Origin of the sequence: Mammaliicoccus sciuri, assembly GCF_025561425.1 — a bacterium.
Taxonomy (GTDB): domain Bacteria; phylum Bacillota; class Bacilli; order Staphylococcales; family Staphylococcaceae; genus Mammaliicoccus; species Mammaliicoccus sciuri_A.
On record NZ_CP094824.1, the window covers coordinates 2,480,003 to 2,505,737 of the forward strand.

The 25,735-nt window shown below is 31.8% G+C and carries 25 protein-coding genes and 1 pseudogene; 9 read left to right on the top strand and 17 right to left on the bottom strand.

From position 1 onward, the window contains the following. Positions 1 to 7: 7 nt before the first annotated feature. The gene (locus MUA60_RS12990) at positions 8 to 1,219 is read right to left on the bottom strand and encodes a sugar efflux transporter (protein ID WP_262648546.1); all 1,212 of its coding nucleotides are present in this window, start codon (positions 1,217 to 1,219) and stop codon (positions 8 to 10) included. 134 nt (positions 1,220 to 1,353) lie between these two features. On the opposite strand from MUA60_RS12990, the gene MUA60_RS12995 reads away from it, so the two are divergent. From MUA60_RS12995 to MUA60_RS15630, 4 genes are all read left to right on the top strand, one after another. Then, the gene (locus tag MUA60_RS12995; RefSeq protein WP_262648547.1) at positions 1,354 to 2,001 is read left to right on the top strand and encodes an MOSC domain-containing protein; all 648 of its coding nucleotides are present in this window, start codon (positions 1,354 to 1,356) and stop codon (positions 1,999 to 2,001) included. A 267-nt stretch (positions 2,002 to 2,268) separates the two neighbouring features. Next, positions 2,269 to 2,730, top strand: a complete 462-nt coding sequence (locus tag MUA60_RS15620; protein WP_458256606.1) for an IS110 family transposase — start codon at positions 2,269 to 2,271, stop codon at positions 2,728 to 2,730. Between the two features lie 18 nt (positions 2,731 to 2,748). Next, positions 2,749 to 2,958 carry a hypothetical protein gene (locus tag MUA60_RS15625; protein WP_458256607.1) on the top strand — a complete coding sequence of 70 codons (210 nt, stop codon included), beginning with the start codon at positions 2,749 to 2,751 and terminating at the stop codon, positions 2,956 to 2,958. 8 nt (positions 2,959 to 2,966) lie between these two features. Beyond that, the gene (locus MUA60_RS15630) at positions 2,967 to 3,512 is read left to right on the top strand and encodes a transposase (protein WP_458256608.1); all 546 of its coding nucleotides are present in this window, start codon (positions 2,967 to 2,969) and stop codon (positions 3,510 to 3,512) included. Between the two features lie 278 nt (positions 3,513 to 3,790). Here MUA60_RS15630 and MUA60_RS13005 read toward each other — a convergent pair whose 3' ends face one another. Continuing rightward, positions 3,791 to 4,666 (bottom strand): LysR family transcriptional regulator, encoded by an 876-nt coding sequence (locus tag MUA60_RS13005; protein WP_025907355.1) that lies wholly within the window; start codon positions 4,664 to 4,666, stop codon positions 3,791 to 3,793. Positions 4,667 to 4,828: 162 nt separating this feature from the next. Here MUA60_RS13005 and MUA60_RS13010 point away from each other — a divergent pair, with 162 nt between their 5' ends. Then, positions 4,829 to 5,650, top strand: coding sequence for an undecaprenyl-diphosphate phosphatase (locus MUA60_RS13010; protein ID WP_262648548.1), 822 nt, complete (start codon positions 4,829 to 4,831; stop codon positions 5,648 to 5,650). Positions 5,651 to 5,726: 76 nt separating this feature from the next. Here the strand turns inward: MUA60_RS13010 and MUA60_RS13015 are convergent, their stop codons facing one another. The 3 genes from MUA60_RS13015 to MUA60_RS13025 all read right to left on the bottom strand — a co-directional run bounded on the left by MUA60_RS13015 (position 5,727) and on the right by MUA60_RS13025 (position 9,022). Continuing rightward, complete coding sequence (locus tag MUA60_RS13015; RefSeq protein WP_262648550.1) at positions 5,727 to 6,266, bottom strand: ribonuclease FAU-1 family protein; 540 nt, start codon at positions 6,264 to 6,266, stop codon at positions 5,727 to 5,729. Positions 6,267 to 6,469: 203 nt separating this feature from the next. After that, positions 6,470 to 8,362: a DHA2 family efflux MFS transporter permease subunit gene (locus tag MUA60_RS13020; protein ID WP_262648551.1), complete on the bottom strand. Its 1,893-nt coding sequence runs from the start codon at positions 8,360 to 8,362 to the stop codon at positions 6,470 to 6,472. A gap of 12 nt (positions 8,363 to 8,374) precedes the next feature. Next, the gene (locus MUA60_RS13025; RefSeq protein ID WP_262648553.1) at positions 8,375 to 9,022 is read right to left on the bottom strand and encodes an HlyD family secretion protein; all 648 of its coding nucleotides are present in this window, start codon (positions 9,020 to 9,022) and stop codon (positions 8,375 to 8,377) included. Positions 9,023 to 9,231: 209 nt separating this feature from the next. Here MUA60_RS13025 and MUA60_RS13030 point away from each other — a divergent pair, with 209 nt between their 5' ends. After that, positions 9,232 to 9,783: a TetR/AcrR family transcriptional regulator gene (locus tag MUA60_RS13030; RefSeq protein ID WP_262648555.1), complete on the top strand. Its 552-nt coding sequence runs from the start codon at positions 9,232 to 9,234 to the stop codon at positions 9,781 to 9,783. 107 nt (positions 9,784 to 9,890) lie between these two features. Here MUA60_RS13030 and MUA60_RS13035 read toward each other — a convergent pair. Both MUA60_RS13035 and MUA60_RS13040 read right to left on the bottom strand, forming a co-directional pair. After that, positions 9,891 to 11,443, bottom strand: a protein-coding gene (locus tag MUA60_RS13035) for an IS3 family transposase (protein WP_262648557.1) whose coding sequence is annotated in 2 segments (ribosomal slippage) — positions 9,891 to 10,766 and positions 10,769 to 11,443 — 1,551 coding nt in all. Because the reading frame shifts where the segments join, the coding sequence is not laid out codon by codon here. 147 nt (positions 11,444 to 11,590) lie between these two features. Beyond that, positions 11,591 to 13,105, bottom strand: coding sequence for a phospholipase D-like domain-containing protein (locus MUA60_RS13040; protein ID WP_262648559.1), 1,515 nt, complete (start codon positions 13,103 to 13,105; stop codon positions 11,591 to 11,593). Between the two features lie 127 nt (positions 13,106 to 13,232). Between MUA60_RS13040 and MUA60_RS13045 the strand changes: the two genes are divergently transcribed. Beyond that, positions 13,233 to 14,342: a 5-methyltetrahydropteroyltriglutamate--homocysteine S-methyltransferase gene (locus tag MUA60_RS13045; protein WP_262648560.1), complete on the top strand. Its 1,110-nt coding sequence runs from the start codon at positions 13,233 to 13,235 to the stop codon at positions 14,340 to 14,342. 58 nt (positions 14,343 to 14,400) lie between these two features. Here MUA60_RS13045 and MUA60_RS13050 read toward each other — a convergent pair whose 3' ends face one another. The 3 genes from MUA60_RS13050 to MUA60_RS13060 form a co-directional block, all read right to left on the bottom strand. Then, complete coding sequence (locus MUA60_RS13050; RefSeq protein WP_025907371.1) at positions 14,401 to 14,880, bottom strand: cupin domain-containing protein; 480 nt, start codon at positions 14,878 to 14,880, stop codon at positions 14,401 to 14,403. 12 nt (positions 14,881 to 14,892) lie between these two features. Continuing rightward, the gene (locus MUA60_RS13055) at positions 14,893 to 15,606 is read right to left on the bottom strand and encodes a YebC/PmpR family DNA-binding transcriptional regulator (RefSeq protein ID WP_262648562.1); all 714 of its coding nucleotides are present in this window, start codon (positions 15,604 to 15,606) and stop codon (positions 14,893 to 14,895) included. Positions 15,607 to 15,728: 122 nt separating this feature from the next. Continuing rightward, positions 15,729 to 16,376 carry a Bax inhibitor-1/YccA family protein gene (locus MUA60_RS13060; RefSeq protein ID WP_262648563.1) on the bottom strand — a complete coding sequence of 216 codons (648 nt, stop codon included), beginning with the start codon at positions 16,374 to 16,376 and terminating at the stop codon, positions 15,729 to 15,731. 316 nt (positions 16,377 to 16,692) lie between these two features. On the opposite strand from MUA60_RS13060, the gene MUA60_RS13065 reads away from it, so the two are divergent. Next, positions 16,693 to 17,502 carry a LysM peptidoglycan-binding domain-containing protein gene (locus MUA60_RS13065; protein ID WP_262648565.1) on the top strand — a complete coding sequence of 270 codons (810 nt, stop codon included), beginning with the start codon at positions 16,693 to 16,695 and terminating at the stop codon, positions 17,500 to 17,502. A gap of 344 nt (positions 17,503 to 17,846) precedes the next feature. Here the strand turns inward: MUA60_RS13065 and MUA60_RS13070 are convergent, their stop codons facing one another. The 7 genes and pseudogenes from MUA60_RS13070 to MUA60_RS13100 form a co-directional block, all read right to left on the bottom strand. After that, a complete protein-coding gene (locus MUA60_RS13070) occupies positions 17,847 to 18,845 on the bottom strand; it encodes an inorganic phosphate transporter (RefSeq protein ID WP_262648567.1) in 999 nt (332 codons plus the stop codon). A 13-nt stretch (positions 18,846 to 18,858) separates the two neighbouring features. Next, the gene (locus MUA60_RS13075; protein WP_037590003.1) at positions 18,859 to 19,476 is read right to left on the bottom strand and encodes a DUF47 domain-containing protein; all 618 of its coding nucleotides are present in this window, start codon (positions 19,474 to 19,476) and stop codon (positions 18,859 to 18,861) included. 209 nt (positions 19,477 to 19,685) lie between these two features. Next, complete coding sequence (locus tag MUA60_RS13080) at positions 19,686 to 21,620, bottom strand: ABC transporter permease (protein ID WP_262648568.1); 1,935 nt, start codon at positions 21,618 to 21,620, stop codon at positions 19,686 to 19,688. After that, positions 21,610 to 22,372: pseudogene (locus MUA60_RS13085) on the bottom strand (ABC transporter ATP-binding protein). The gene MUA60_RS13080 and the pseudogene MUA60_RS13085 overlap by 11 nt, the downstream one beginning before the upstream one ends. Positions 22,373 to 22,421: 49 nt before the next feature. Continuing rightward, entirely contained in the window at positions 22,422 to 23,483 is a 1,062-nt protein-coding gene (locus MUA60_RS13090) for a sensor histidine kinase (RefSeq protein ID WP_262648571.1), read from the bottom strand. A 1-nt stretch (position 23,484) separates the two neighbouring features. Next, entirely contained in the window at positions 23,485 to 24,168 is a 684-nt protein-coding gene (locus MUA60_RS13095; RefSeq protein WP_262648572.1) for a response regulator transcription factor, read from the bottom strand. Positions 24,169 to 24,177: 9 nt separating this feature from the next. Next, a complete protein-coding gene (locus MUA60_RS13100; RefSeq protein WP_262648574.1) occupies positions 24,178 to 25,104 on the bottom strand; it encodes an NAD-dependent epimerase/dehydratase family protein in 927 nt (308 codons plus the stop codon). Positions 25,105 to 25,222: 118 nt separating this feature from the next. Here MUA60_RS13100 and MUA60_RS13105 point away from each other — a divergent pair, with 118 nt between their 5' ends. Further along, complete coding sequence (locus tag MUA60_RS13105; RefSeq protein WP_262648575.1) at positions 25,223 to 25,726, top strand: GNAT family N-acetyltransferase; 504 nt, start codon at positions 25,223 to 25,225, stop codon at positions 25,724 to 25,726. The last annotated feature ends 9 nt before the right edge of the window (positions 25,727 to 25,735 follow it).

The window sequence follows — 25,735 nt, forward strand, 5'->3', positions numbered from 1 at the left end:
ATATCTCCTATCTTACTTTAGTTTCGTTATGTGTCGTATGTTCTACTGTGAAAATAAGTAATACAAATGCTACTGCTATTGATAAACTTGAAACAAAGAATACATTGCCTAGTCCAACTATATCACTCATAATACCACCTAATAAATTTCCACCTAACTGACCGATTACCATTGCATTGGCAAACAATGTTGATGCGTAACCTGGAAATTCTGGTAAAATATCTTGGAAATAACTAATACCTAAACCGAGTAAAATAGCTAAGAAGAATGCTAATGCTAGTTGTCCTATCAACATTGCTACGAAACTATCAAACACCCCGATGCTAAAGTAATAACCGAATCCAAAAATAGAACCAACCATTAATAATGTTTTTGTTTTGAACTTACTTGCAATACTACCAAGTATAATCATAAACGGAACTTCTAATCCCGCACATAAACTTGCTAAATAGCCGACATGTGATTCATTGTCTTTAAGATATTCTGTTACATATAATGGCATATTCAGTGTGTACATCCACTGACCGACATGTAACAAAATGAATGCTAAGAACGGTATTAATAACGTCGGTTCTTTCATTAAGTTTGGTGCTTTCTTTTCAGTAAAATTACCGATAGCATTTTTAATAACTTTCTTCGGCTCTTTATAAAATATAATTAATAATACTAAAACTGTTAAAAATAGTGCTACCGTTCCACCAAACAATCCATCATATCCAAAGGCACTTAACAATACTGTCCCAATTAAAGGACCAAATAAAAATCCTAATGAAAATGTAGAACGTAGAACTGTATTAGCAAATATACTTCTATCCTTATAAGCTGATTCATTAATTGATTCACGTGCTGAGGCATACATTTGAGGCATTGCTGGTGCAGCTAAACCTTGGAACATTGCGTAAAGTGCGATAAACACCCAAATTGTATGTATGTAGAAATAAATGGAGAAACATAATGCACCCATAATAAGTGCGGTAATGATAAGATATTTACGATTAATTTTGCCACTATCTGAAAATCTAGCAACAATAGAGTTTACTGTAAATGATGCCCCTGCTGCAAGCGCCATTAACAAACCATATTGCCCTTTCGACATGCCTAAATGTTGCGTCGCATACAACACTAGAAATGGAACAGTAATCGCAATTGCCATACCGAGTAAACCCATATTTGCGGTAAAGAGTTTGTAATTTTTTATTTGAAATAATTTCAAAAACATGAATTCACAACTTCCTATCTTTTATTATATGCTTGTACTTTAAAGCTTATCCTCTGCTACGTCAATGCTTTATTGCTATAATTCACATTAACCGGTAAAATCATTATTAAATAGTGTAAAAAGGAGTCACTCTCGTGGATTACAAAGTAGATTATATATCAGTCGGAAAAATTGCTAATATCACATTTAGCGATCAAAAATCTAAAAAGACTGCCATTTTCAAAAAACCTTTTAAAGATAAGGTGTACTTAACACATACAGGCTTTGTTGAAGACGAACAGCAATACAAAGGACACGGTGGCCCTGAAAAAGCCCTCTGTTTTTACAGCAAAGATAATTATGCATATTGGGATGACATTATTGATTTGTTACCGAAGTATGCAATTTTCGGAGAGAATATAACCGTTTCAGGTTTAACAGAAGAAGATTTAAACATTGGTGACACTTACGAACTTGGTGAAGCGATCATTCAAGTTTCATGTCCAAGACAACCTTGCGCTACAATCGCACAACGATATGGCATTAAAGACTTAGTTAAACGCATGGCTGATAGTTATCGAACAGGCTGTTACTTCAGAGTATTAAAAGAAGGATACGTAGCACAGAATGACAATATGAGATTAATTGAGCAAACTGAGCCTAAACTATCGATTTATGCATTGAATGAAACACGATTTAAAGATAGTAAAAATCTACAACGTATCGACAATATTTTAAATCACGAAGCGATTAATGATGAAACCCGCGATATATTTACGAAGTTAAGAGAACGTCTGTCATAAGAATCAATATAACGAAACATACTAAGATTAGTAGCGAAGTAATCTACGACGGTAGATGAACTTCGCTACTTTTCTCATATTCTTTTTCATACCGTTGGTACTTATTTTAAGAATATGAAATAGTAGAAGAGAGAAGTACTCCGATCGGTCTCTAGGGTCATAGAACCCGTAGCAAAAACTGGAGAACTTCACTCTCCTTATGAATTCGATTTTAGTATGTTGGGTCCCTTGAGATCGTGTACAGGAAAATGAACTAAGTAAGGCTAAGTGAAGTTAAAGCTTCTTAAATTTAATAACTTAGGAGTGATTTTTATCGAATATTTTGGTATAGATGTTGGAAAAGGAAAGAGTTTTATTGCACATTATTCAAACAATGAATTTGTTAAAGAATTTGAAATTACCCACGATAATAATGGTTTTGAGTCACTAAACAAATATATAAAGGATTTCGCAGGAGTATATTTTTTATTTGAAGCTACTGGTATATATTCAAAAGTGTTAGAGAAATTCTGTACAGTTAACAACATTTCATTTTGTGTAATTAACCCTCTTGAGGCAAAATTACTAACTAATTCTTTAAGAAATTGGAAAACAGATAAATCTGATGCACATAAACTTGCCGTTTTAGCTAAAAATATAAATAAAAAACCTTCTAGAAATTTAATGGAAGAAAAATACGTAAAACTGAGAGAACTGACAAGATACTATGAAGAAATTAACAATCAATAAAATTACTAAAAAAACCAATTGATTCAGTTACTAGATATGACTTTTCCAGAATTACAAAACCTATTTAAGGATAGATATTCAAAATTGGCTTTACAAGTAGCTAGTAAGTTCCCACATCCTGACTTTGTTGATTCTAATGAAATTGAAGAACTAAAAAATACAATTAATAGTTGTACAGAAAAAATCTATCATAGAAAAAGAAAGCACAATATGCAAAAAAACTCGTAGAGTTCTCTATGGTCAGTTATCCTTCTGTTTCTAAAGATTCATTTTTAACAGATAAATTAATTTATGTGATTGAAGATTTATTAAATCTAATGAAACGGCATGCTTCTATAAAACAAAGGTTATTAGTGTTAGCTGAGGAATTCGAAGAATTTAAAATAATTAAATCTATTCCTGGCATTGGTGATTTAACAGCCATAATGATTATTGGCGAATTAGGTGACATCAAATCCTTTGATTCTCATAAACAATTGAATGCATATGTAGGCATTGATATAAAAAGATATCAGTCTGGTAAAACGCATTTTAAAGATAAAATTAACAAACGTGGAAACAAACATGCTAGATCATTATTTTACTTAATCATTAAAAATTTCCTGTTGGGTCAAAGGTTATTTAAAAATCATATTATCGACTATTATTACAAATTAAAAAAGCAGCCTAATGGCAAAGGCCACAAGACTGCTTCAATAGCTTGCGTTAACAAGCTACTTAAAACCATTCATTATCTAGTTATAAATAATAAAGAATATGATTATCACTTGTCTCCACACTGATAATCTATTCAAATAAATCATAACATATTGAAAAAATTATTAAATAATAAAGGCTTATTTAGTGATGCCAATTTTAAATACATTTTACTACGTAGTAGTTGACAAATCGTAGGAAAGAGACTGAGACATAATGTAATGTTTCAGTCTCTTTTTACAACTTGGCAGTAGATGTCTGAACCCGAAATGCGCTTGTACCAAGCTTTTTTCAACTCTAGTCATCCTTGCCGGGGCGGGACTACGAAATCTTTTTATATAAATTAGATTTCTGTCCCGCTCCCTTATTTTTTACCTATTTCAAGCTGATTAATATAGTTCTTTAAGACTTCTATGAATGATTTCACTTGTGGTAATTGTAATACGTTATGTTCATAACAAATATATGTAGATCTTGTCAGTGGTTTACGCATGACGTTTAATTTCTTGATTTCAAATTTATCTGTATCGATATCACCTATAACGAGTTCAGGTAAGACTGTTACACCTACACCATTTAATAATAATGCTTTACATGTAGCAATTTGATCGACTTTAATCAGTGCATGGTATTCTTGTTGTAAATAATCTGAATACCACTCTTCTATTTGTTTTAAGTAGATAGGTTCTGCTTGAAACTCGATCATTGGTAAAAGGTGTAGATCTTGTTTTCTATTTTTAGGATATATAAAGTAATGCTGTTCATTAAGTAGGAGATCATTTTGAACATTCATGACTTCATTTCCTCTTACGACCATGATGTGAAAGTCATTCTGATATTGTTTAATATGTTCACTTGAACCGATTTGTAATTGTATATCCACATTAGGATATAAGTGCGTGTATTCTCCTAATACTTGTGGGAGAATAGTCTGTCCGATTAATGAAGATACACCTATTGAAATGCTACCATTTACTTCACCTATTTTAGAACTGATTTTATCTAATAATAAACGTTCTTCTTTTAACATTTTTCGAGCGTGCTCAATTACAAGTGAACCTTCATTTGTTGTTATCAATTGCTTCTTTGTTCTTATAAAAATATCTATGCCGAAAAAGTTTTCAATTGTTTTTAACCTTTGACTCACTGCCGGCTGAGATATATAGAGAATGTCTGCTGCTTTCCTTAATGTCTTTACGTCTTCTAATGTTACGAGTAACTTATAATCGTCTACTTTCAATTGACACACACTCCTTACTTTCATTATATTATAACACGATTTATCTACACGACCACGCCTACAACTTTAGACCGAAATATAATTTTTTTTATTTCATAAATTGAAAGTTGATTCATAATTCGTTATAGTTGAGCATGTATATTAAATAGGAAGGATCATATCATGCTTATTATCGAAATTATTAAATATGTTTTTCTTGGGCTACTTCAAGGTATAACTGAACCGATTCCGGTTTCTTCAAGCGGACATCTCGTTATGGCACAAGAATTTTTAGGATTACATACGGACGGTTTAACATTTGAAATTGTTGTGAATACCGCTTCATTAATTGCCGTGCTTATCTTATTTAGAAAAGATATTATCACGCTTATTGTTGATGCACTTAAATATATTAAAGGTGACCGTACCGAATCTATTAAGAAAAATTTCCAACTTGTGATGTACTTAGTCATTGCAACGATTCCTGCAGGTGTTCTAGGTATTATCTTCAAAGATATTATTGGGGATACTAAAAGTGTGATTATGGTAGGTATCATGCTTATCGTCACTGGTATCGCATTGTGGTTTATTAAGAATAAACGTGGACAAAAGCTTGAAAAAGATTTGTCACTGAAAGACGCTATTATCGTAGGTCTATTTCAAGCAATTGCGTTAATACCTGGAATAAGTAGAAGTGGTGCAACGATTGTTGGTGCATTAGGTGTAGGTATGAACCAAAAAACAGCATTTAAATTCTCATTCTTACTATATATTCCAGTAAGTCTAGGTACAACTTTACTTGGTATTAAAGATATTGTTGAAACACCACCCGATACATCATTGATGATTTCATATGTATTTGCATTTATTGCATCTCTTGTAGCAAGTTATTTCTCTCTAAAATGGTTACAAGGCATTATGGAACGTGGACAATTAGGTATCTTTAGTAAATATTGTTTCATCGTAGGTCCATTAACAATCATACTTGCGCTAATCTTCCTATAATAAAAAAACGGGGAATTCCTACTTTAAAGGGATTCCTCGTTTTTATATAGAAATATGCCATAACATTGTGGTTCAATCACTTCGCATTCATAATTTCGTGAAAACAATATCTGATTTTCTTTTCAATTCCTTTGAAATCCGCCTCTAATTTAAACATAATTTCATGAGCTGTAACATATGCCTTATGGAATTGGGCTTTAGATATTTTCTTCTCTTTGAGCATTCTTTCTAAATCATCTTCATCAACAAGTTCATATTCACCCGACTTCGGTATCACTAATACATCAAGACATAAATCTAATGTTCTAGCATTGCCAAGTTGTGTGATATTCCTCAAATTCACATCAAAATAGTATTGTACTGGTTTATTTTGTTTATCGTACATTACAGTGATACTATATGGCTTCTTTTCAGGTAAGATTTGCATCCACTTATATCCATTATCCGCAACTGTAATTTCCCTGCCTACCACATTTACTTGTAAAGGCTCTTTTACTTGTACCATTGTTACTAATCCAACTAGCCCTTTAAAATGATTGGTGTCCAATACAACTTCTTTATATTCGCGATTAAGGAGACGTCGCCAATGACGTTTGTCAATATACTTAACTTTCATAAGTTACCAACTCCTTTTTTACATTATATAAAAAACCATGTCTAATTCAAAGCATTCAATATAGAATTTCATAAATTAAATTACTATTCTAAAAAAACACTACAAGAAACTTCACTGTTTCTTGTAGTGTTTAAACAATTAAACATTAATATATAATTTAAAAATACAAAATGAATTTATATTTTTATATCTAGGAGTTCTTACTATTCTTTTGATAAATAATGAGATTTACCTTTTAAGAATAAACTTAAAATTAAAGCAATCACACTGAATAATGTTGCAATCCAGAATGCATCGTTAATACCTTGTACTGTTGCAAGTTTATTGAAGTAAGTAAATAGTGCAGTTGTACCTGCTTCTTGACCGCCAACAGATTCTGATAAAGCTTTAATTTGTTCTTGGATCATAGGATTTGTTGAATCCATATTATCTGACATATTTGCTAAATGTGATGTCGTATTTTGAGTCATTACTGTAACAAGAATGGCAGTACCGATTGACCCTGCTAATTGTCTTACTGTATTACTAATTGCATTACCATGCGGAATTAATCGTTGTGGTAATGAATTCATACCTGCTGTCATAATTGGCATCATGATGAAACTCATACCAAATGAACGGACAATATAAATAACAAGTATTGTTGTATATGGTGTATCCATATTCAACTGAGTCAATTCCCAAGTAGCAAATGTCATAATTGTTAAACCAATTAAAGCGAGTGGTTTGATACCAAATGAGTCTAACATTTTACCAGCTATAGGACCCATGAAGCCCATTATAAGTGAACCTGGTAATAGTAATAACCCTGAATCTAGTGGTGTGAAACCACGTAAGTTCTGTAAGTAGATTGGTAATAAGATCATACCACCGAATAAACTCATTGTTACGATAACGTTAATGATCGTAGTCAATGTAAAGCCTGAATATTTTAATGCTGACATATCAAGCATTGGATTTTTCATTCTCACTTCACGAATAACGAATAATGCTGTGAAGATAACACCGATAATCAATGATAATGAAACTGTTAATGAAGTCCATCCATCGTTACCCGCTTCACTAAATCCGTAAAGTAATAAGCCGAATCCTAAAGTACTAAAGATAATACCTTGAACGTCTGGTTTTGGATTAGTAGTTTTTTGATAAATTCTAAACCAGAAGAAACTAATAAATATTGAGACTAAACCAATTGCAAACATACCATAGAACATGACATTCCAATGATAGTTTTGTACAATCCAACCTGATAATGTTGGTCCGATTGCTGGTGCTAAAATAAATGCAATACCTAAAGTACCCATTGCCGCACCACGTTTTTCTGGTGGGAATATTGTCATAAATACGTTTGAACCTAATGGCATTAACACACCTGCACCAACTGCTTGGATAACACGACCTGTCATCATCATTGGGAAGTTAAATGATAAAGCACATATAATTGATCCAACTGTAAACAACGTCATTGCAATAAGAAATAGTCTTCTGTATGAATATTTACTTATTAGAAATGCACTGATTGGTATTAAGATACCATTCACTAACATAAATCCTGTCATTAACCATTGTCCTGTAGACGCTGAAATACTGAACTCATTGTTAATAACCGGTAAAGCAACATTTAATAATGTTTGGTTTAAAATAGCTATAAACATACCAAACATCATCGCAACTAAAATTTTATTTCTTGAAATACCTTTGCCATATACGAAATTGACATGATTTTTCTTAATTTGTTCATTAATTGGTTCGTCTTCGTTTAATTCCATACCACGATCAGATAATTCAGTATGTTCATGTGATTCACCTGATTCTTTATCATGATCATCAGAAGACATGTTATTAGAAGTTGTTTCGTTCATCTCTGAGTTAGATGACTTATGTTCAGCTTCCATTTTTTCAATATTTGAACGTTCTGGTTGATGATTGATATTATCATCTTTTGATTTCAATTGTGTTTCTTTGTTTTCTGTTGTTTCATCAGTTACTTGCTTAGAAACTGATTTACTTTTTTTGCGTTTTAAAACAAATGCATTAATTCCAATCCATAATAGGATTGCTACAATTATATAAGCCACCGTAAAGGTTGATGTCATAATACACCCTCCTTAATTCTTGTGGATTCGAACTTCAACATTCATTCCTGGAACAACATTTGTTGATGGCTTAGAATCAAATGTGATTTTCACTGGAACAACTTGTGTCACCTTTGTATAGTTTCCATTACTATTTGATGAAGGCATCAATGAGAAACTTGATGCAGTTGCTAATCCAACTTGAGACACTTTACCTTTAACACTAGCTTCTTGTCCGTCGATATACACGTCAACAGTTTGTCCTTTTTCAATATCTTCTACATCTGTATCGTCAATGTTTGCTGTTACATATAAATCATCAAAGTTATATGCATATGCGATTGGTGATCCAGCTTGAACTAAACTGTTTTCTGTTGCAGAAGTTTTTACAATTGTACTTTTAGATGGTGCTTTAATGTCCATTTCTTGAGACTGTCCATCTTCACCTTTACCAGCTACTTCTCCGATTTTGTCGCCTTTGTCATAAGTTTTACCTTCTTTAGCGTCGAAGCTTGTTAAGTTACCTGATACTGGGCTAGCAATTTTGATTTGCTCACCGTCAACTTTTGCATTTTCTGTTTTTACATAATCTGTTGCTTCACTATAATAATGGAATCCTACTAAACCGATAGCCACTAAAATTACTATAGTGATAACATTTACAAGCACTATTTTTTTCATTACTTTATTTCCTCCAAATTTCAATGATTTATTCATTATAAGACTCTGAAATCATGATTTAAACCAACAAATTAAATAAGTTTGTCGGGTTAAGATGGCGGAAAAATCAGATAATTATTCATAATATCTACATATTTAAATGGTATATGAATGTATCTTTGAACGGCTTTTTGTTAAAATATTAGGTATGTATTTATTCGAGGTGACCTATGAAAAAACATGCGAGACAACTAATCATAAGTAATATGGTTTACTTATTAGAACATTATCATTTTGATGAAATCACAATAAAAATGTTATGTGCAGAATGTGGCATCAATCGTTCAACATTTTACGCACATTTTAAAGATAAATATGAAACGTATGAAGAAATCAAACAGTTTCATATGACGAACTATGAAACATTAATGGATAATATAGAACATTCTATTCTTGAAAACCCTGATAAAAGAAGAAAGTATGTTAAACAGTACTTTACAAATGTCTTTTATTACATAGCAAGACATCAGCGATTTTTCACAAGCGTCTTTGTCGTCCATCCAGAAAAAGAACTCATCATCAGCTTTATCAAACTCATTAAACTAAGATTTGAAAAATTGATTACACAAATAGGTACACTTCAAGACGTCAATTTCTTCCTAGACTATACAGTCGGTGGACAAATCGCTACCATTTATAGTTGGCTAAAAAATGGATGTGTAGAAAAACCAGAAAAAATGGCAGATATTATGTATCGGAATATTATTAAAATTAATAGATAAGGGCACGATATCTCTCAGTCTTCGTGCGTTACACCCTTATTTTGTACTCTAGCGCACGATATCTCTCAGTGAACATAACCCTGTCAAGTAGACACTAAAAAAAGTAATCAATATGTTGGCTGTGCTTTTATAAGCGCAGCCATTTTTAATGAAATTCTTTTAGAATTATAAAATTTTATATATTCATTTATTTGCTTTGTGGCGTGTTTTATATCATTGAATGTTTGAGATTTGTCTTTGAATACCTCTGATTTGAGTAACCCCCAAAAGCCTTCCATAGGACCATTATCAATACATCTACCTACACGAGACATGCTTTGCTTCATAGAAGCATTTTTAATCATCTCTCTAAATAGAACACTCGTATATTGGAATCCTCTGTCGCTATGAAATATAATGCCTTCGGTATTTCTTTTAATTATGGCTTTGTTAAAGGTATCGTATACAAGCTTATTATTGTTTTGAGATGAGACTACATGGCTGATGACTTTCTTAGCACCTAAATCATAAATAGCGCTTAAATACACTTTAAATCCATTTTTCAATTTAAATTCTGTCACATCTGTTAACCAGACCTTATTAACTTTACTTGTTGTAAATTTTCTGTTTAGGATATTTTGAGAAGTGATTTCTGGCTTACTAAGTTTATATTGCCTTCTCTTTTTTCTAATGACAGCTTTTAATCCATACTTCTTCATAATTCTATATACGCGTTTATGATTAACCTGGAATTTAGTATATAATCTCAGATAAATATAAATTCTTCGATATCCATATATGCCATCATGTTCATGATAAATCCTGAAAATCTCATCTTTTAATTCGTTATTGAATCTTTCAGATTCTGAAACCTCTCTGTTTTTCCATTTATAATAACTTGCTCTCGATATTTCAAGTGCGGCGCATATCCATTTGATTGGATACTTATCTTTTAATGCTTCGATTGTCTTGTATGCTGCTATTTGCTTGATTTTCGATTCATCAACTGCCTCTCTATTTCTTCCTGCTTTTTTAATACCTCATTCTCCATTTGGAGAAATTTATTTCTTTGTTCAAGTGCTTTTATTTTTAATTCAAGTTCTTCTTCTCTAGTTAAAGCTTCAACTGGTTTTCCTTTACCTCTACCATCTACTAAACCAATATCACCATGTTTTTCATACTTTTTTACCCAATTATAGACTTGTGAATAGTTAACTTGGTACTTTTCAGCTGTCTTATTAAAGTCTCTATTATTTTCAATACAATATTTAGCTATTTCAATTCTCTCTTCAAATGTTGTTTTTCTAGTATTCATAGTGTCTACCTCCAGATATGGAAAATAAGATTTATTTTCCTTTCCTTCAGTATACTTTTCCACCCAATTTTTTAAAGTAGCATGATGTGAAATATTGTAATAGGCTGCTAGATCTGAATACGTCTTATTAGTCTCTAGATATTCTTTAACAACTTTTTCTTTAAATTCGCGTGTATAGATTTTATTTCGTTTCTTATTTATAAGTGCTGTTATACCATGTTGCTTATACACTTTATATTTAAATCGAATCACACTATCACTAATATCTAAATTTAACTTATCAATTACATTTTGAAAGGAATAACCCTTTTCATGCAAATCGAAGATTTCCTGATACAGTTTAACAGGTAGTCTAGTTTTATACATAAAAATACCCCCTATAGAGTTTTAGTTTTTTTAATGTCTACTCTATAGGGAATAATACACTCCGTGTCTTCGTGCGTTATATCCTGCTCTTCCATCTTATCCAAAAAAGACATTCACCTTTACGATGAATGTCTTTTTTATATACTGTTAAAAGCTTGATAAACCTGTACTTTCTTGAATTCTATATAATACTTTTTTCCATAGTGCTTCGTCTTTGAATTCATCATATTGTGCAGTCATATCGTGTTCGCTATTATTCCAAGATTGTTTAAAGTTATTGGATAATTTTTTAAAGGCTGCATCATTTTGTTTACCTTTAATGATAATATCTGATTCTAAATTATAGTCTCCAATGTTTCTTCTTGTTAAATTCGATGAACCTAATATCATCGTGGCACGATTGTTTTCATTTTGCTCAAACAACATATATTTAGAATGATATTGTTCGGCATTTGAACGAGCCCATCTTACTTTAATGCTTCCTTTTGAGCGATTGATTAATTCACTCGCAACTGGTTTATTCGGTACGCCTGGCTTTTCTTTACCAAATGCTTCTTTATTAATATCAAGTATTAGTTTGATATCCACATTTCTTTTAGAAGCTTTAATCAATTCATCAATCACATCTCTGTCTGAAAGATAAAACATACCTATTGAAATATGGTCTTTGGATTGTGCTTTTTTAATATTTTGAATGACTTTATCTTTAATTTTACCTTCAGTCGCTAATTGCACACTATACTTGGCGTTATCATTCCAGCTATTGTTTTTAATTTTGAAATCACTTGGTGAGTATCGACCGCCACTCATATTCGCAACTGCAATTTCTGATTTAATAATTGCATTTTGGATTGGACCTGATACTCTAACACCCACATTTTGATGATAGCCACTTGGATCATGTGGATTACTAGATAAAATCATGCCATGTTTTTCTGTAACTAAAGTCTTTCTATGATTTGCTTTCATATTTAAAATATTTAAATAGCCTCTAACCGTAACGTCTGGTGCTTCAGGGCTTAATGGATTACTTAACTTACCATTTTCACTATTACCAAACCATTGGAAAAATGTTCGATAAATGCCTGAATAAATCGGATTAGAATCTCTTAATTCATTAAGATTTGTATAGTAAACATCTATATTATTGGCTTTTAGATCCTTAATGTTATCTGGCGTGTATGAACCGTAGAATGAATTAATTGGATCTGTAATCACAATAATTCTCATATCTGGGTTTTCTTTTTTCTTATCAATTAATGATTGTGTAAGACGTTGAGATATTTTTGGATAAGTCTTGTCTCCCGTTTGATAATGATTAAATAAGAACATATCCATAATAATAAAATCATCCGCTTCTTTAATCGTTTCATTTACTTTATCAAATATTTCTTGATTGTACTTCATCTTATTTCCGTTTTTATATGTGACATCAGTTAATAGTTCCACATGGTCTGTCATCGTTTCTGAACTCACTTTTGAAACGCCATGTGGTAAAGGTTTAAACACATGATAAATACTCATAGCTATCACAATTCCAATAATCAATAAAAGGAATCCATAAATATATTTCTTTTTATTTTTACGCTTTGATTTATCATTATTCTTTTTTCTTTTTACAGACTGACTTTTCTTTTTGATATTTTTCTTTTTATTAGCCAAGTGTTTAATCCCCTCCTTTTTATTTATTATATCAAAACTAAATTGACATCGATGTATTAGTTTGGTATTTTTAATTAATATTAAATTTTTCAGAATTTTTAGAGTATATAAACAGGAGTGAAGTAAATTGACAGAACAATTAAGACCTTTCCGTGCCGACCATGTAGGTAGCTTACTAAGAACTGAGCCTTTAAAGAAAGCTCGTCAACAATTTTCAGAAGGTACGATTACTCAAGAAGATTTAAAGAAAGTTGAAGATCAAGAAATCGATAAGATTATTGAAAAGCAATTAGAAGTCGGATTGAAGAGTATTACAGACGGTGAATTCAGACGTTCTTATTGGCACTTTGATTTCTTAGAAAACTTAACAGGCGTAGAAGATTATGAACCAGAAATTGGTTTAACATTTAACGGCGTAGAAACTAAAAAACATGACGTAAGAGTTGTAGGAAAAGTCCAATACAACCCAGACCATCCTCACTTCGCTCATTTTGATTATTTACATAAGCAAGTAAACGGAAGAGCTGTAAGTAAAGTATCTATTCCGAGTCCAAACCAGTTATTCCATCCAAACATATTAAACCATGAAATCTATCCAGATATTTATGAATATGCGAAAGATGTTTCAGAAGCTTATCGTCAATCTATTCTTAAATTCTATGAATTAGGTTGCCGCTATTTACAAATTGACGATGTATATTGGGCTGGATTAGCAGCAACAAAACAATTAATTAAAAATAGAGAGCGTTCTGAAGAAGAAAAAGCAGAAGCTATCAAACTAGCAGCAAAAGTTGTCAATGATGCATTAGCTGATTTACCAGAAGATTTATTGATTACAACTCATATTTGTCGTGGTAACTATCAATCATCATGGGCAATTACAGGTGGTTATGAACCAATTGCGAAAGAACTATTCACTGAAAAGCTACAAGGCTTCTTCTTAGAATATGATGACAATCGTTCAGGAGACTTTGAACCATTAAGACACTTTGATAGAAACGATGCATATATTGTATTAGGTTTATTTACATCAAAAACTGGTGAACTTGAAGACAAACAAAATATTCTTGAACGTTTAGACGAAGCAACAAAATACGTTTCGAAAGATCAATTATGCTTAAGCCCTCAATGTGGTTTCGCTTCAACAGAAGAAGGTAACATCTTATCTGAAGATGAGCAATGGCGTAAATTATCTTATGTCATCGAAACTGCTAAAGAAGTATACGGAGAACTATAATTCCGCAAAAAAATTCCCAATCCGACTCATTCGGATTGGGATTTCTTTATATTAAACTTTAAATTGTTTCGAAAGCATATTTTTCAATTACTTCTTGATGTTGTGGATACTGTTCAATTAATTGAGCCTGTGTAAACAGTTCAAATTTTTCAAACTGGAATCCTGGTGCACACATACATCCTACAAGTGCATAGTCATTGTCACCTTCAACAGTTGAAGCAAATATCACGCCTTTTGGTACAAGCGCTTGTAATACATCTCCCTCTTCAACATTTGGACCAACTTTAACTTTTTCATAATGACCATCCGGATAAATCATATGCACAGTCAATGTTTGTCCTGCATGATAATACCATACCTCATCAGATTCTATTCTATGAAAATGCGAAATATTATTTTTTTCTAATAGAAAATAAATACTTGTATATAACGCGTTGCCATCATTTAAAGCATGTTCTGATTTAATCGTTTCATGATAGAAACCACCTTCTGGATGCGGTATTAAATTGAGTGCGCTTATCCATTTCTCTTTATTCATCTAAACACTCCATTACAAGTCAACATTGTGGAATACTTGTTGCACGTCTTCTAAATCCTCAATTGCATCGACTAATTTTTCAAACGTTTGTAAATCTTCTTCTGATAATATTACTTCTGATTGAGCTAACATTGAAAGTTCAGCAACGTCAAAATCTTCTACGCCATTTGCTTTAAGCACATTTTGAACTTGTGCAAATTGATCTGGTTCTGCGTATACAATTGTTAAATCTTCTTCTTCGATAACATCTCTCACATCTAAATCTTCTTCTAATAATAGTTCGAAAACTTCATCAGCAGATTTACCTTTAAATGCGAATACAGCTGTATGGTTGAACATGTAAGCAACTGAGCCTGATACACCCATATTACCGCCATTTTTACCGAATGCTGCACGTACATCACTTGCTGTACGGTTTACGTTATTTGTTAATGCATCAACAATTAGCATTGAACCACTTGGACCGAATCCTTCATATCTTAATTCATCAAAGTTTTCTTCTGATCCGCCTTTAGCTTTTTCAATTGCTCTATCTATAATATGTTTAGGAACAGAATAAGTTTTAGCTTTTTCTAATACAAATTTAAGATTTTGGTTTGATTCTGGATCAGGTTCACCTGATTTAGCAGCTACATATATTTCTCTACCAAATTTAGCATAGATTCTACTTGTATTTTTGTCTTTTTGGGCTTTTTTATCCTTAATATTATTCCATTTACGTCCCATATTTCCATCTCTCTTTCAAGTGAGTTATTTAACATACTTATTATACAATAATGATTACATCTGGCAAAGTTTACAAATCAAAAAATGTCTGAGACACGATGATTGCCTCAGACTTGTAATGTTTAATCTTTTAAAATACTTGCCAGTCTTAAAATGTGCATAATGATGTTGAGTAAATTAATAAACAAATTAAAGCCCATCTCTCTAGGAGAGAAGTTCCCTAGTTTCATACGGTTAAAATCATACACAGTATACAATAGAAACAGTCCAATACCTATTACAGATAACACTGTATGGAAAATAGGATTATGGATGAATATACCTAATAAACTTGCGAAGATTAACGCGATTAATGTTACAAATAAATATTTTCCTAAACCTGAGGCATCATCAATCATAAAGTAGCCGAGTATACCAAAAGCAGCAAATGCACCAATTGCTAAGGCAATATTGCCATAAAACGCTTCTGTACCTAATGTGCCTAAATAATACATAAAGGCCGTATATGAAATCACACCGATAAAGAATGCATATATATTTGAAATTAAACCGCCAAATTTTCTAGACGATTTTACAAATAGCGAAATCATAATGAGTACAAATAATCCAATTGTAATTGGTAAATGTAATGCAGGTGGTACGAATTGACCTACATATGTCCCAACTCCAAAGATTACCCAATAATATAAGAAGTATAGCCATGTTTTTCTAATGGCTGAACCATGAGTATCTGTATGTTGATAAGATGCATATTGGTTATCATAATTCATCTTTAATCATTCCTTTTTATAACGTAATACCAACATTTTACATGCTATTTCTCTATATATCAAACGTCATGTCTTCGATAATTTGTAACATTCATCATACATAAATAAATTACCATATTCCATATAGATACGCTCATAACGGTTTTAGTGCACTTCAATCAATGTAAAAAAGTAAAAAGTAATTATTGTGTTTTTATTACAAAGTGATTACATCAGGTACATACAATATTATTTTTGTTACCATTACGTGTATAGAAGAAAGTTCATTTTAGTATTCTGTTTTTATATATTATATATACCTAAGGAGGATAAGCCTTTGAAAAAATTTGCATTCGCAGTAACAGCTGTTTCTGGTGTTGCAGCTATAGCAGCTCATAACGACGCCGAAGCTTCAACTCAACATACTGTAAAAAATGGTGAATCTTTATGGATGATTGCAGACCAATATGGTGTATCTGTTAATCAACTGAAATCAAGTAACAATATTTCAGGAAATATGATTTTCCCAGGGCAAGTCATTACTGTAAACGGAAGTAGTTCAACAGGAGGAAGCGGTTCTCAAGAAACAGCAACTTCAGGCTCTACATACACAGTTAAAAGCGGTGACTCATTATCAGTAATCGCACAACAAAACGGTGTTACAGTTGACCAACTAATGAAATCAAATAATTTACAAGGTTATATTATCTATCCTGGTCAAACTTTAAAAATTGCTGGTGGAAGCGGTAGTGATACTTCAACTGCTCCTTCAAATAACACACAACCTACTCAAACAGGTGGCAATCAATCATTCAATGACCAAAACTTATATGACTGGGGTCAATGTACATATTACGTATTTGATCGCAGAGCACAAGCTGGTAGTTCAATCAGCACATACTGGGGAGATGCTAAATATTGGGCAGGCGCAGCACAAGCTGACGGTTTCCGAGTAGACGGTACTCCTGAAGTAGGTTCAATTATGCAATCTACAGCTGGACAATATGGACACGTATCATATGTAGAATCTATTAACGCAGACGGAAGTTTATTAGTTTCAGAAATGAACTATAATACGCCTCCAGGTGTTAAAGATTACAGAACAGTCCCAGCATCTCAAGTATATAACTATTCATATATTCATTAATAAAAAAACCAGTTCAGAAGACGAACTGGTTTTTTCTATGCAGAAAATTAGAATATGGTAGTTTTAATTATCTAGGCGCTAACTTCCATTATTCCGAATTGTGGTAATTAGAATGCTGTAATTTCCATTATTCTGAATTCTGGTAATTAGGTAGGCGCTCGCTTAGAGACATTTCTCAGAATTCTGTCCCTAACACTACCTCTTACGGACATTTCTCGGAATTCTGTCCCTAACTCAGAACAACTCCACAAAAAAATCACTTATCAAAAAATCCCTCCTAATTTCTTCAATTTTTCCATACAAAAAACATCCAACCTTAAATGAGTTGGATGTTTTTATATCGATTATACGAATAATGCATAAATATGATAAACGATGAAAGAAAGGATAATTGATACTGGTAAAGTTATAATCCAAGTAATAATCATTCTTTGTGCTGTTGTCCATTTAACACCTTTAACACGTTGTGATGAACCTACACCTAAAATAGATGAAGATACTACGTGTGTTGTTGATACTGGTAAGTGAATGAATGTAGCTCCGAAAATAACGAATGCTGATGATAAGTCAGCTGCTACACCGTTAGCTGGACGGATTTTCATAATGTTTCCACCAACTGTTTTGATGATTTTCCATCCACCGACTGCAGTTCCAAGACCCATTGCAGTAGCACAACTTATTTTAACCCATAATTCAATATCTGTTGTAGATTGCATATTAGCTGAAATAAGTGCCATTGTAATGATACCCATTGCTTTTTGAGCATCATTTGTACCATGTGAGAATGCTTGTAAAGCTGCTGTACCAATTTGGATAAATCTAAAGTTTCTATTTGTTCTTGTTAAATTATTATTTTTAAATACGACTTTGAAAATAGAATATACAATAAAACCAACGATAAACGCTAAAATCGGAGATGCAATTAAAGCTAATATAATTTTTGAAAATCCTTGGTAATGTAATATTCCAAATCCTGCAGAAGCAATAGCTGCACCTGCAATTGACCCTATTAATGCATGTGAAGATGAACTTGGAATCCCGAAATACCAAGTAATAAGGTTCCACGCTATAGCAGAAATCAATGCTGCTAAAATAACAACTGAACCATTTTCTAATTTAAACGGATCGACAATATCTTTAGCAATTGTTTGTGCTACACCTGTTGCCATTAATGCCCCAACAAAGTTCATAACCGCTGCTAAAATAATTGCATGTCGTGGTTTAAGTGCTTTTGTAGATACTGCTGTAGCGATTGCATTGGCTGTATCATGGAAACCATTAATAAAGTCAAAAAGTAACGCACACATCACAATAGCTACGGTAATAATGAGTAAACTATCCATTTTTTAAAACTCCTTAGCTATTTTTCATAATAATTTGTTCTAATTTGTTTGCTACTAATTGACATTTATCTGCTACATCTTCAAGAGATTCATAAATATCTTTAATTTTTATTAATGTTACTGGATCTGTTTCACTGTTGAAAATATATTTAATTGATTGTCTTAAAATACCATCACAATTCGTTTCATATTCTTTAATGTTGATAGAATGTACACGAATGTGTGAGAATTTCTTCTCAGCTACTAACGTTACAGCGATTTCAATTTCTTTAATTGCTGCTTGTATATTTTTCACGAATTCTGCCATGTATTCATCTGAATAACTGATAGAGTACATTTCAAACATTGCTGAAGTTTCTTCCATTTCATCTAATACATCATCTAATGCATCACATAATTCTAAAATGTCTTCTCTTTCAATTGGTGTAATGAAAGTTTGGTTTAAATCAGTAATCATTTGGTGCATAAGATCATCACCATTAGACTCATAGGCTTTAATTTTATCTGAATAAGCTTTTAAGTCGAAATCTGAATCAAAATCCATTTCTCCAAATTCAACTGATGCGCGACTTAAATTCTCAGCTATAGCTTCTAACTGAATACCAAACTTATCCTTCTTCTTATTAAACATTAGTAATCCTCCCAAAATTTACATCATAATTTATGTAATTACTCTTTCATTGTACTCTTTCAAAATGAATTCGACCACAGTTTATTAATTTATTTTTAAAAATTTAACTTGTCTGTAAACTTTAAGTAAACACAAAGTTCACATTGGTATTTTATAACACAAAAAAAGGCTAATGACAAGCACTAGCCTTTATTTTAAATATTTAATTTTTAAAGTACTCTTTGAATCACACGTTTAGAGTGGATGTATGCTAAGAAAGCAAACAGAATATAGATTAATGAATAAAGTGACATCACGATCAACACTGGAGTATAGAATGATTGTTCCATAAAGAACCACGCTGATTTAGCCGCGAAATATCCGTGACATAATCCAATGATTAATGGTAACGCAAAGTTAAACCCAATTTTTAGAGCGATACCTTTAGACATATCTTTAGATGTATAACCTAACTTTCTTAAGATGATGTAGTTTGATGTTTCATCTTCAGTTTCATCAATTTGTTTAATGTAAATAATACATCCTGTAGATAGTAAGAATGCGATACCTAAGAATCCAAGAATAAATAGCATAACACCGAGGCTACTTTTAGAGTCATTATAAATTTCATGATAAGACATAGATGACTCTGTTTTACTCTGTAACTTACTAAAGATTTGTTCTGCTTTCTTAACATCTTTATCATTTGTTAAGTTCACACCATATTGCTGATTCAAGTCCTCATTTTTAGCTTCATGCTTTTTCATTTGGTCGAATGTGTGATCTGACACAACATAAATAGGTGCATTATAAGAAACAAGTGAAGATAAATATGATTCTTTACTAATAGATTTCACTTTAAGATGATGAGTTTGATTTCCCATTTTGTAAGACATTTTTTCTTCATCATTTACAGTAATGACTTTATCAAGAAGGTCATTGAATCCTACAATTGCTACTTCATCGTCTTTCAATTTTATGTCTTTAAATTCAGATGCTTTGGCAACTGTTGATGGTAAATTGGGTTCTGCTCCCCTAGTTTCAGTAGAACCTTCAAGCACTTTTCTATCATCAATAATATAACGTGTCACGTCGTAATTACGTTCTTTATATTGAATATGCTCAGCATCTAATGCTTTTTTAAATTGTTGATTTGCATCTTTATTTACAAAAATGTAATCATCTGGTGACGTGCTTCTTGCTGTTTCTTCAGCGTTGTAATATTGAACGTAACTCAATGCTAATAGACCGACTGACATAGCTGACACTATTGCGATAATTGTCAGTGATAAAGCATTAGTTTTCATTTTGTGCATAATAGACGAAGTTGAAACAACGTCTGTTACGCTCAGCATGCCTTTTTTATATTTACGAATGGTATTAAAAATCAATGAGATTGAACATCTAAAGAGCAAGTATGCACCCACTATTGTTAAGAATAAAATGGTAATCATTCTTATATATAATGTTGTCATTCCAGCATTACTAAGATTTTCGAACATGACACTTGATAAATAATATCCACTTATAATCATGACGATGCCAATTGCACCAAAAATCAATTCATATAGTTTAATTTTCTTAATTTTAGTATCTGTCGCATTGTATTCATGCATAAGCGCTAAAATTGTCTTTCTTTTTACAAATATTGCATTTTGAAAAGCGATAATGATATAAATCGCAATCATAAGTACAATCGTTTGAACGAAAGCTTCAATGCTAAAATTCAAATGTGCTTCTTGTTGGACGCCGATAATTTTATATAAAATCATCAATAATATTTTAGAAGAGAAAAATCCTAAAATAGATCCAATCACAGCTGTTAATGTGAATAATACAAAGTTTTCTAAAGCAAATATTTTAAAGACTTCACGCTTTGTCACACCAATTAATTGGTATAATCCCATTTCTCTCGATCTTCTTTTAATAAAGAGTTTGTTAGCATAAAGTAGAAATATAACGATGATAATCGTCAATATTGTTACGCCTACTTTAATAGCTGCGCCAACCCTAATACCTGATTGAACACTATTTAAATCTTCAGAGAACCTTAACGTGACAAATCCGAAAAAGAGCATGACACTCATCGTTATTGAAAAGACATACATACTATAATGTCGAATGTTTCGTCTTAAATTCTTAATAACAATTTGATTAAAGCTCATTTACAACACCACCTAACACACTTTGTGTTTTGATGATTTCTTTGTAAAATGTCTCTCTATCATCGTCTCCTTTATAAAGTTCAGAGTAAATCTTTCCATCTTTTCAAGAAGATGACTCTGTTTGAATAACTTGCTGCTGATGAATCGTGTGTAACCATAACAATTGTTGATTGTGTCATTTGATTCATTTGATTTAATTTATTCAGTAAATCTGAAGCAGATTTAGAATCTAATGCACCTGTTGGCTCATCAGCAAATATAATGGATGGTTGTGCTATAAATGCTCTTGCAGCTGATGTTCTTTGCTTTTGACCACCAGAGATTTCACTAGGATATTTATTTTGTATATCTAAAATACCTAACGCCTTACTAATTTCTTCAAATCTTACTTGCGCTTCTTTTTTAGAAATTTTTTGAATGGTTAAAGGTAACATGATATTTTCTTGTACGGTAAGCGTATTAAGCAAATTATACTCTTGGAATATAAAGCCTAGCTCTTTTTTTCTGAAATTAGACATTTGTCTATTGTTCATGTTCTGTAGTTGATGCCCATTGATTTCAATTTGCCCTGTTGTCGCATAATCAATGGAACTTAATACATTTAACAGTGTCGTCTTTCCTGACCCAGATGGCCCCATAATACTAATGAATTCACCTTTTTCAACAGTCATATCTATTTGTTTCAACACTTCTTGTTGATTTTTTTTAGAACCATAAACTTTAACGAGTTGTTCAGTTTTTAATATACTCATATTCAAAACTCCTTTGTAATTTGTTTATGATTCCATCTTATAGCCTTTTTTACGATTCTTCCTTTGATTCATCGTACATTTTTAAGTTTGAAGTGACATTTTTGTCACTTGATTGTTGTACCGTTGTTAAATCATTAGGTTGTGGAAAAACAAGCAATACTGTCGTTCCTTCACCATAAGTAGATTTAACGGTGACTTTAATACTTAATCCTTCAGTAATCTCTTTAACTAAATAAAGCCCCATTCCTGTGGCTGTTGACTCACGTCTATTTGTCGTTGAAGTAAAGCCTCTTTCAAAAATACGTGGTAAGTCTCGCGCTTTAATTCCTCGCCCAAAATCTTGAATTTTCAAGTATGTTTGATCATGCTCTTCATAAGTTGAAATGATAATATCTTTATTCTCCGTATATTTCAGAGCATTACTTATAAGTTGTCTAATGACAGTTCGACACCATTTTTCATCTGTATAAACTTTTTCATCTTCAATTTGAATATTATACCCTATGCCTTTTGCCATGCTTATATTACGTGCATGTTGAATTTCTTTTATAACCATCTCTTTTAACGCATAATGTCCAAAATAAAAATCATTACTTTTAGAACTTAAACGTCTAATATAAAGTTGCTGATCCAGTAAGTAGTCGATTCTGCTCCACTCATATAATAAATTCTTTTTTAAATCTTGTTCTTCGATTTGGTCTAATAATAACTTCATTGCTGTGATGGGTGTTTTGACTTCATGTATCCAATCTAACAAATCATTTTTAGTCGCTTGTATTTCTTTATTTTGGTTATGAATGGTACGTCTCGTACGCTCATCATAAAGTTGAATATAATCAAAAACGATCTTTTCATATGTTGATTGATTCAATTCTTTATGTTCAATTTCTTTAATCGGCATATCATTTTTTAATGCGCTATAAAATCTTGTTTCTCGCGTGTAAATCAACCATATAAACACGATAAAAATAATCAAATTTATACCGACTAAGTACAAAGCGCTTTTAAAAGAAAAGGCTACATCTAACCAGCTCGTCAGCAGAATAGTAGCTTGCATGACTATAAATAGTAATATCCAAATCCATCTTTCTTTCAGAAACGACTTGATCATTTTATCCCTCCGGCTCGTGTGCAATATAGCCTTTACCTACTTTCGTTTCAATTAAATCATTGAAGCCAATTTCAGTAAGTTTCTTTCTTAAGCGATTGACGTTAACGGTTAATGTATTGTCACTTACAAATTGTTCATCATCCCATAAAGCAGTGATAATCGTATCTCTACTCACGATTTCATTTTTATGATTCAGTAAAATCTCTAAAATAAACATTTCATTTTTAGTTAATGAAATTTCAATATCATTCTTTTCAATAATATGTTTACCATAATCCACTCGTGCTTTATGCCATAATTTAATTCTCGGCTCATCTTTATTATATTGATAAACCCTTCTATAAATTGCTTGAAGTTTGGCAACTAGAACTTCTGTGTGAAATGGTTTCTGTATAAAGTCATCCGCACCTAGTTCCATACTCATGACTTGGTCCATTGGGTGGTCCCTTGAAGATAAGAATACAATCGGTATATTAGACTGTTTTCTAATCGCACGACACCAATAGAGTCCATCATATTGAGGTAACTGTATATCTATAATAACCATATCTGGTTGCAATGCTTTATATTCTTCAAACACCGCTCCAAAATCATTTATACCATGTACTGACCAATCCCATTTCTCTAGTTGTTGCTTCATAGCATTAAATAAAGTTTCATCGTCTTCAATTATTAGTAATTCCATACTATCCCTCTACTTTGTATATTTTTTAACTTCTCCTGCTATACTGCGTAGTTGAAAATCTTTAATTCTACAATCAACTTCGAACCCCTTCATCGTTACATTATGAATAGGTGCTTGTGATAAATAATATATACTCCAAGGTAATCTCGGTACGTAATTAAATAAATGAACCATAAATTCATTTGTTAATCTTAACTTTCTAAATTCTAACATGCCATTATCTTCATATAAATCTACAGCAAGTGAGCCACCAATAACTTTGAACTGTATAATATCTTCGTCAATATTCGGATGCACTCTTTTTAATTTTAATAATGGTTTACTGCGATGTTGAAAATAAACATAATAAATATCTCCAATTAATTCCGTTCTTACTAACGTACCACTTGTTTCTTGTAACCATTGGAAATAGTATTTCACAACACCTTCTAAATCCCATTTATAAGGAATGGGCATTCTATCAACACTTCTAACGTCATCTATTTTAGACTTCTGTAATTCTATCGATACAGCTGGTCGCTTAATAGCTTGTTCTGTCACTTGAACTTCAATTCCCGTTGAACTTAATATTTCCATCGTTTCTATATCAAAAGGAGAACCTTTAATGTATATAATTTTTTTAACATTATTGACTTTACATGCTATTGCCATATTATGACTCGCAATAATATTTAAATTACGTGCAGTACTTTGAGTTAACTTCGCAGATTTCTTGTTTGGATCTAAATAATAAATTGCAATATCTATATCTTTTAATGCTTCAATCATATCTTTAAGTACATAAATATCGCATTTTCTCCATGTAACTTCATTATCTAGCATCATATCTGATTCATACTTTGTAATCGTATATAGATTGCCGACATCTTTTAACGTACTGATTAAATGCTTGCCTATATACCCCGATCCACCTGAGATGAGTACATTCGCTTTCATTTTAAGCACTCCTTTATATTCGGACTTCACATATGTGTTATACTATTTATAACTTATTGTTTAATTACCATAAATATACCACTGATTATAATTTATAAATAGAAATAGGAGACATTTTATGAAAGAAATCATACGCGAAATTCGAATAAATGATGTTGAAAACTTTAATAAATTGTTAGATAGTGTGATTAATCAATCCGAATATTTACTCTTTAATCCTGGAGAACATCAAATATCTATACAAAACCAAACTTTATTTCTAGAAGAAATGATCACGACAAGTAACTCTACAATCATAGTTGCAGAATTAAATGATATATTAATTGGATATGTAACGATCCAAGGTGGCAAAACAAATCGAAATCGTCATGCCGCTAAAATTGCTATGGGTCTACTTCCGACATTTAGAAATAAAGGAATTGGATTTAAACTACTTCAAGAAACTGAAGCTTGGGCAGTGAGAAGACAACTGCATAGACTAGAGTTAACAGTCGTTACGGAGAATGAACCGGCATACCGATTATACGAGAAATTTGGTTTTAAAGTAGAAGGAAAGAAAGAACAAACATTGTATTTTAATGATAAATATTACGATGAATTTATGATGGCAAAATTATTATAAAAAAAGGCA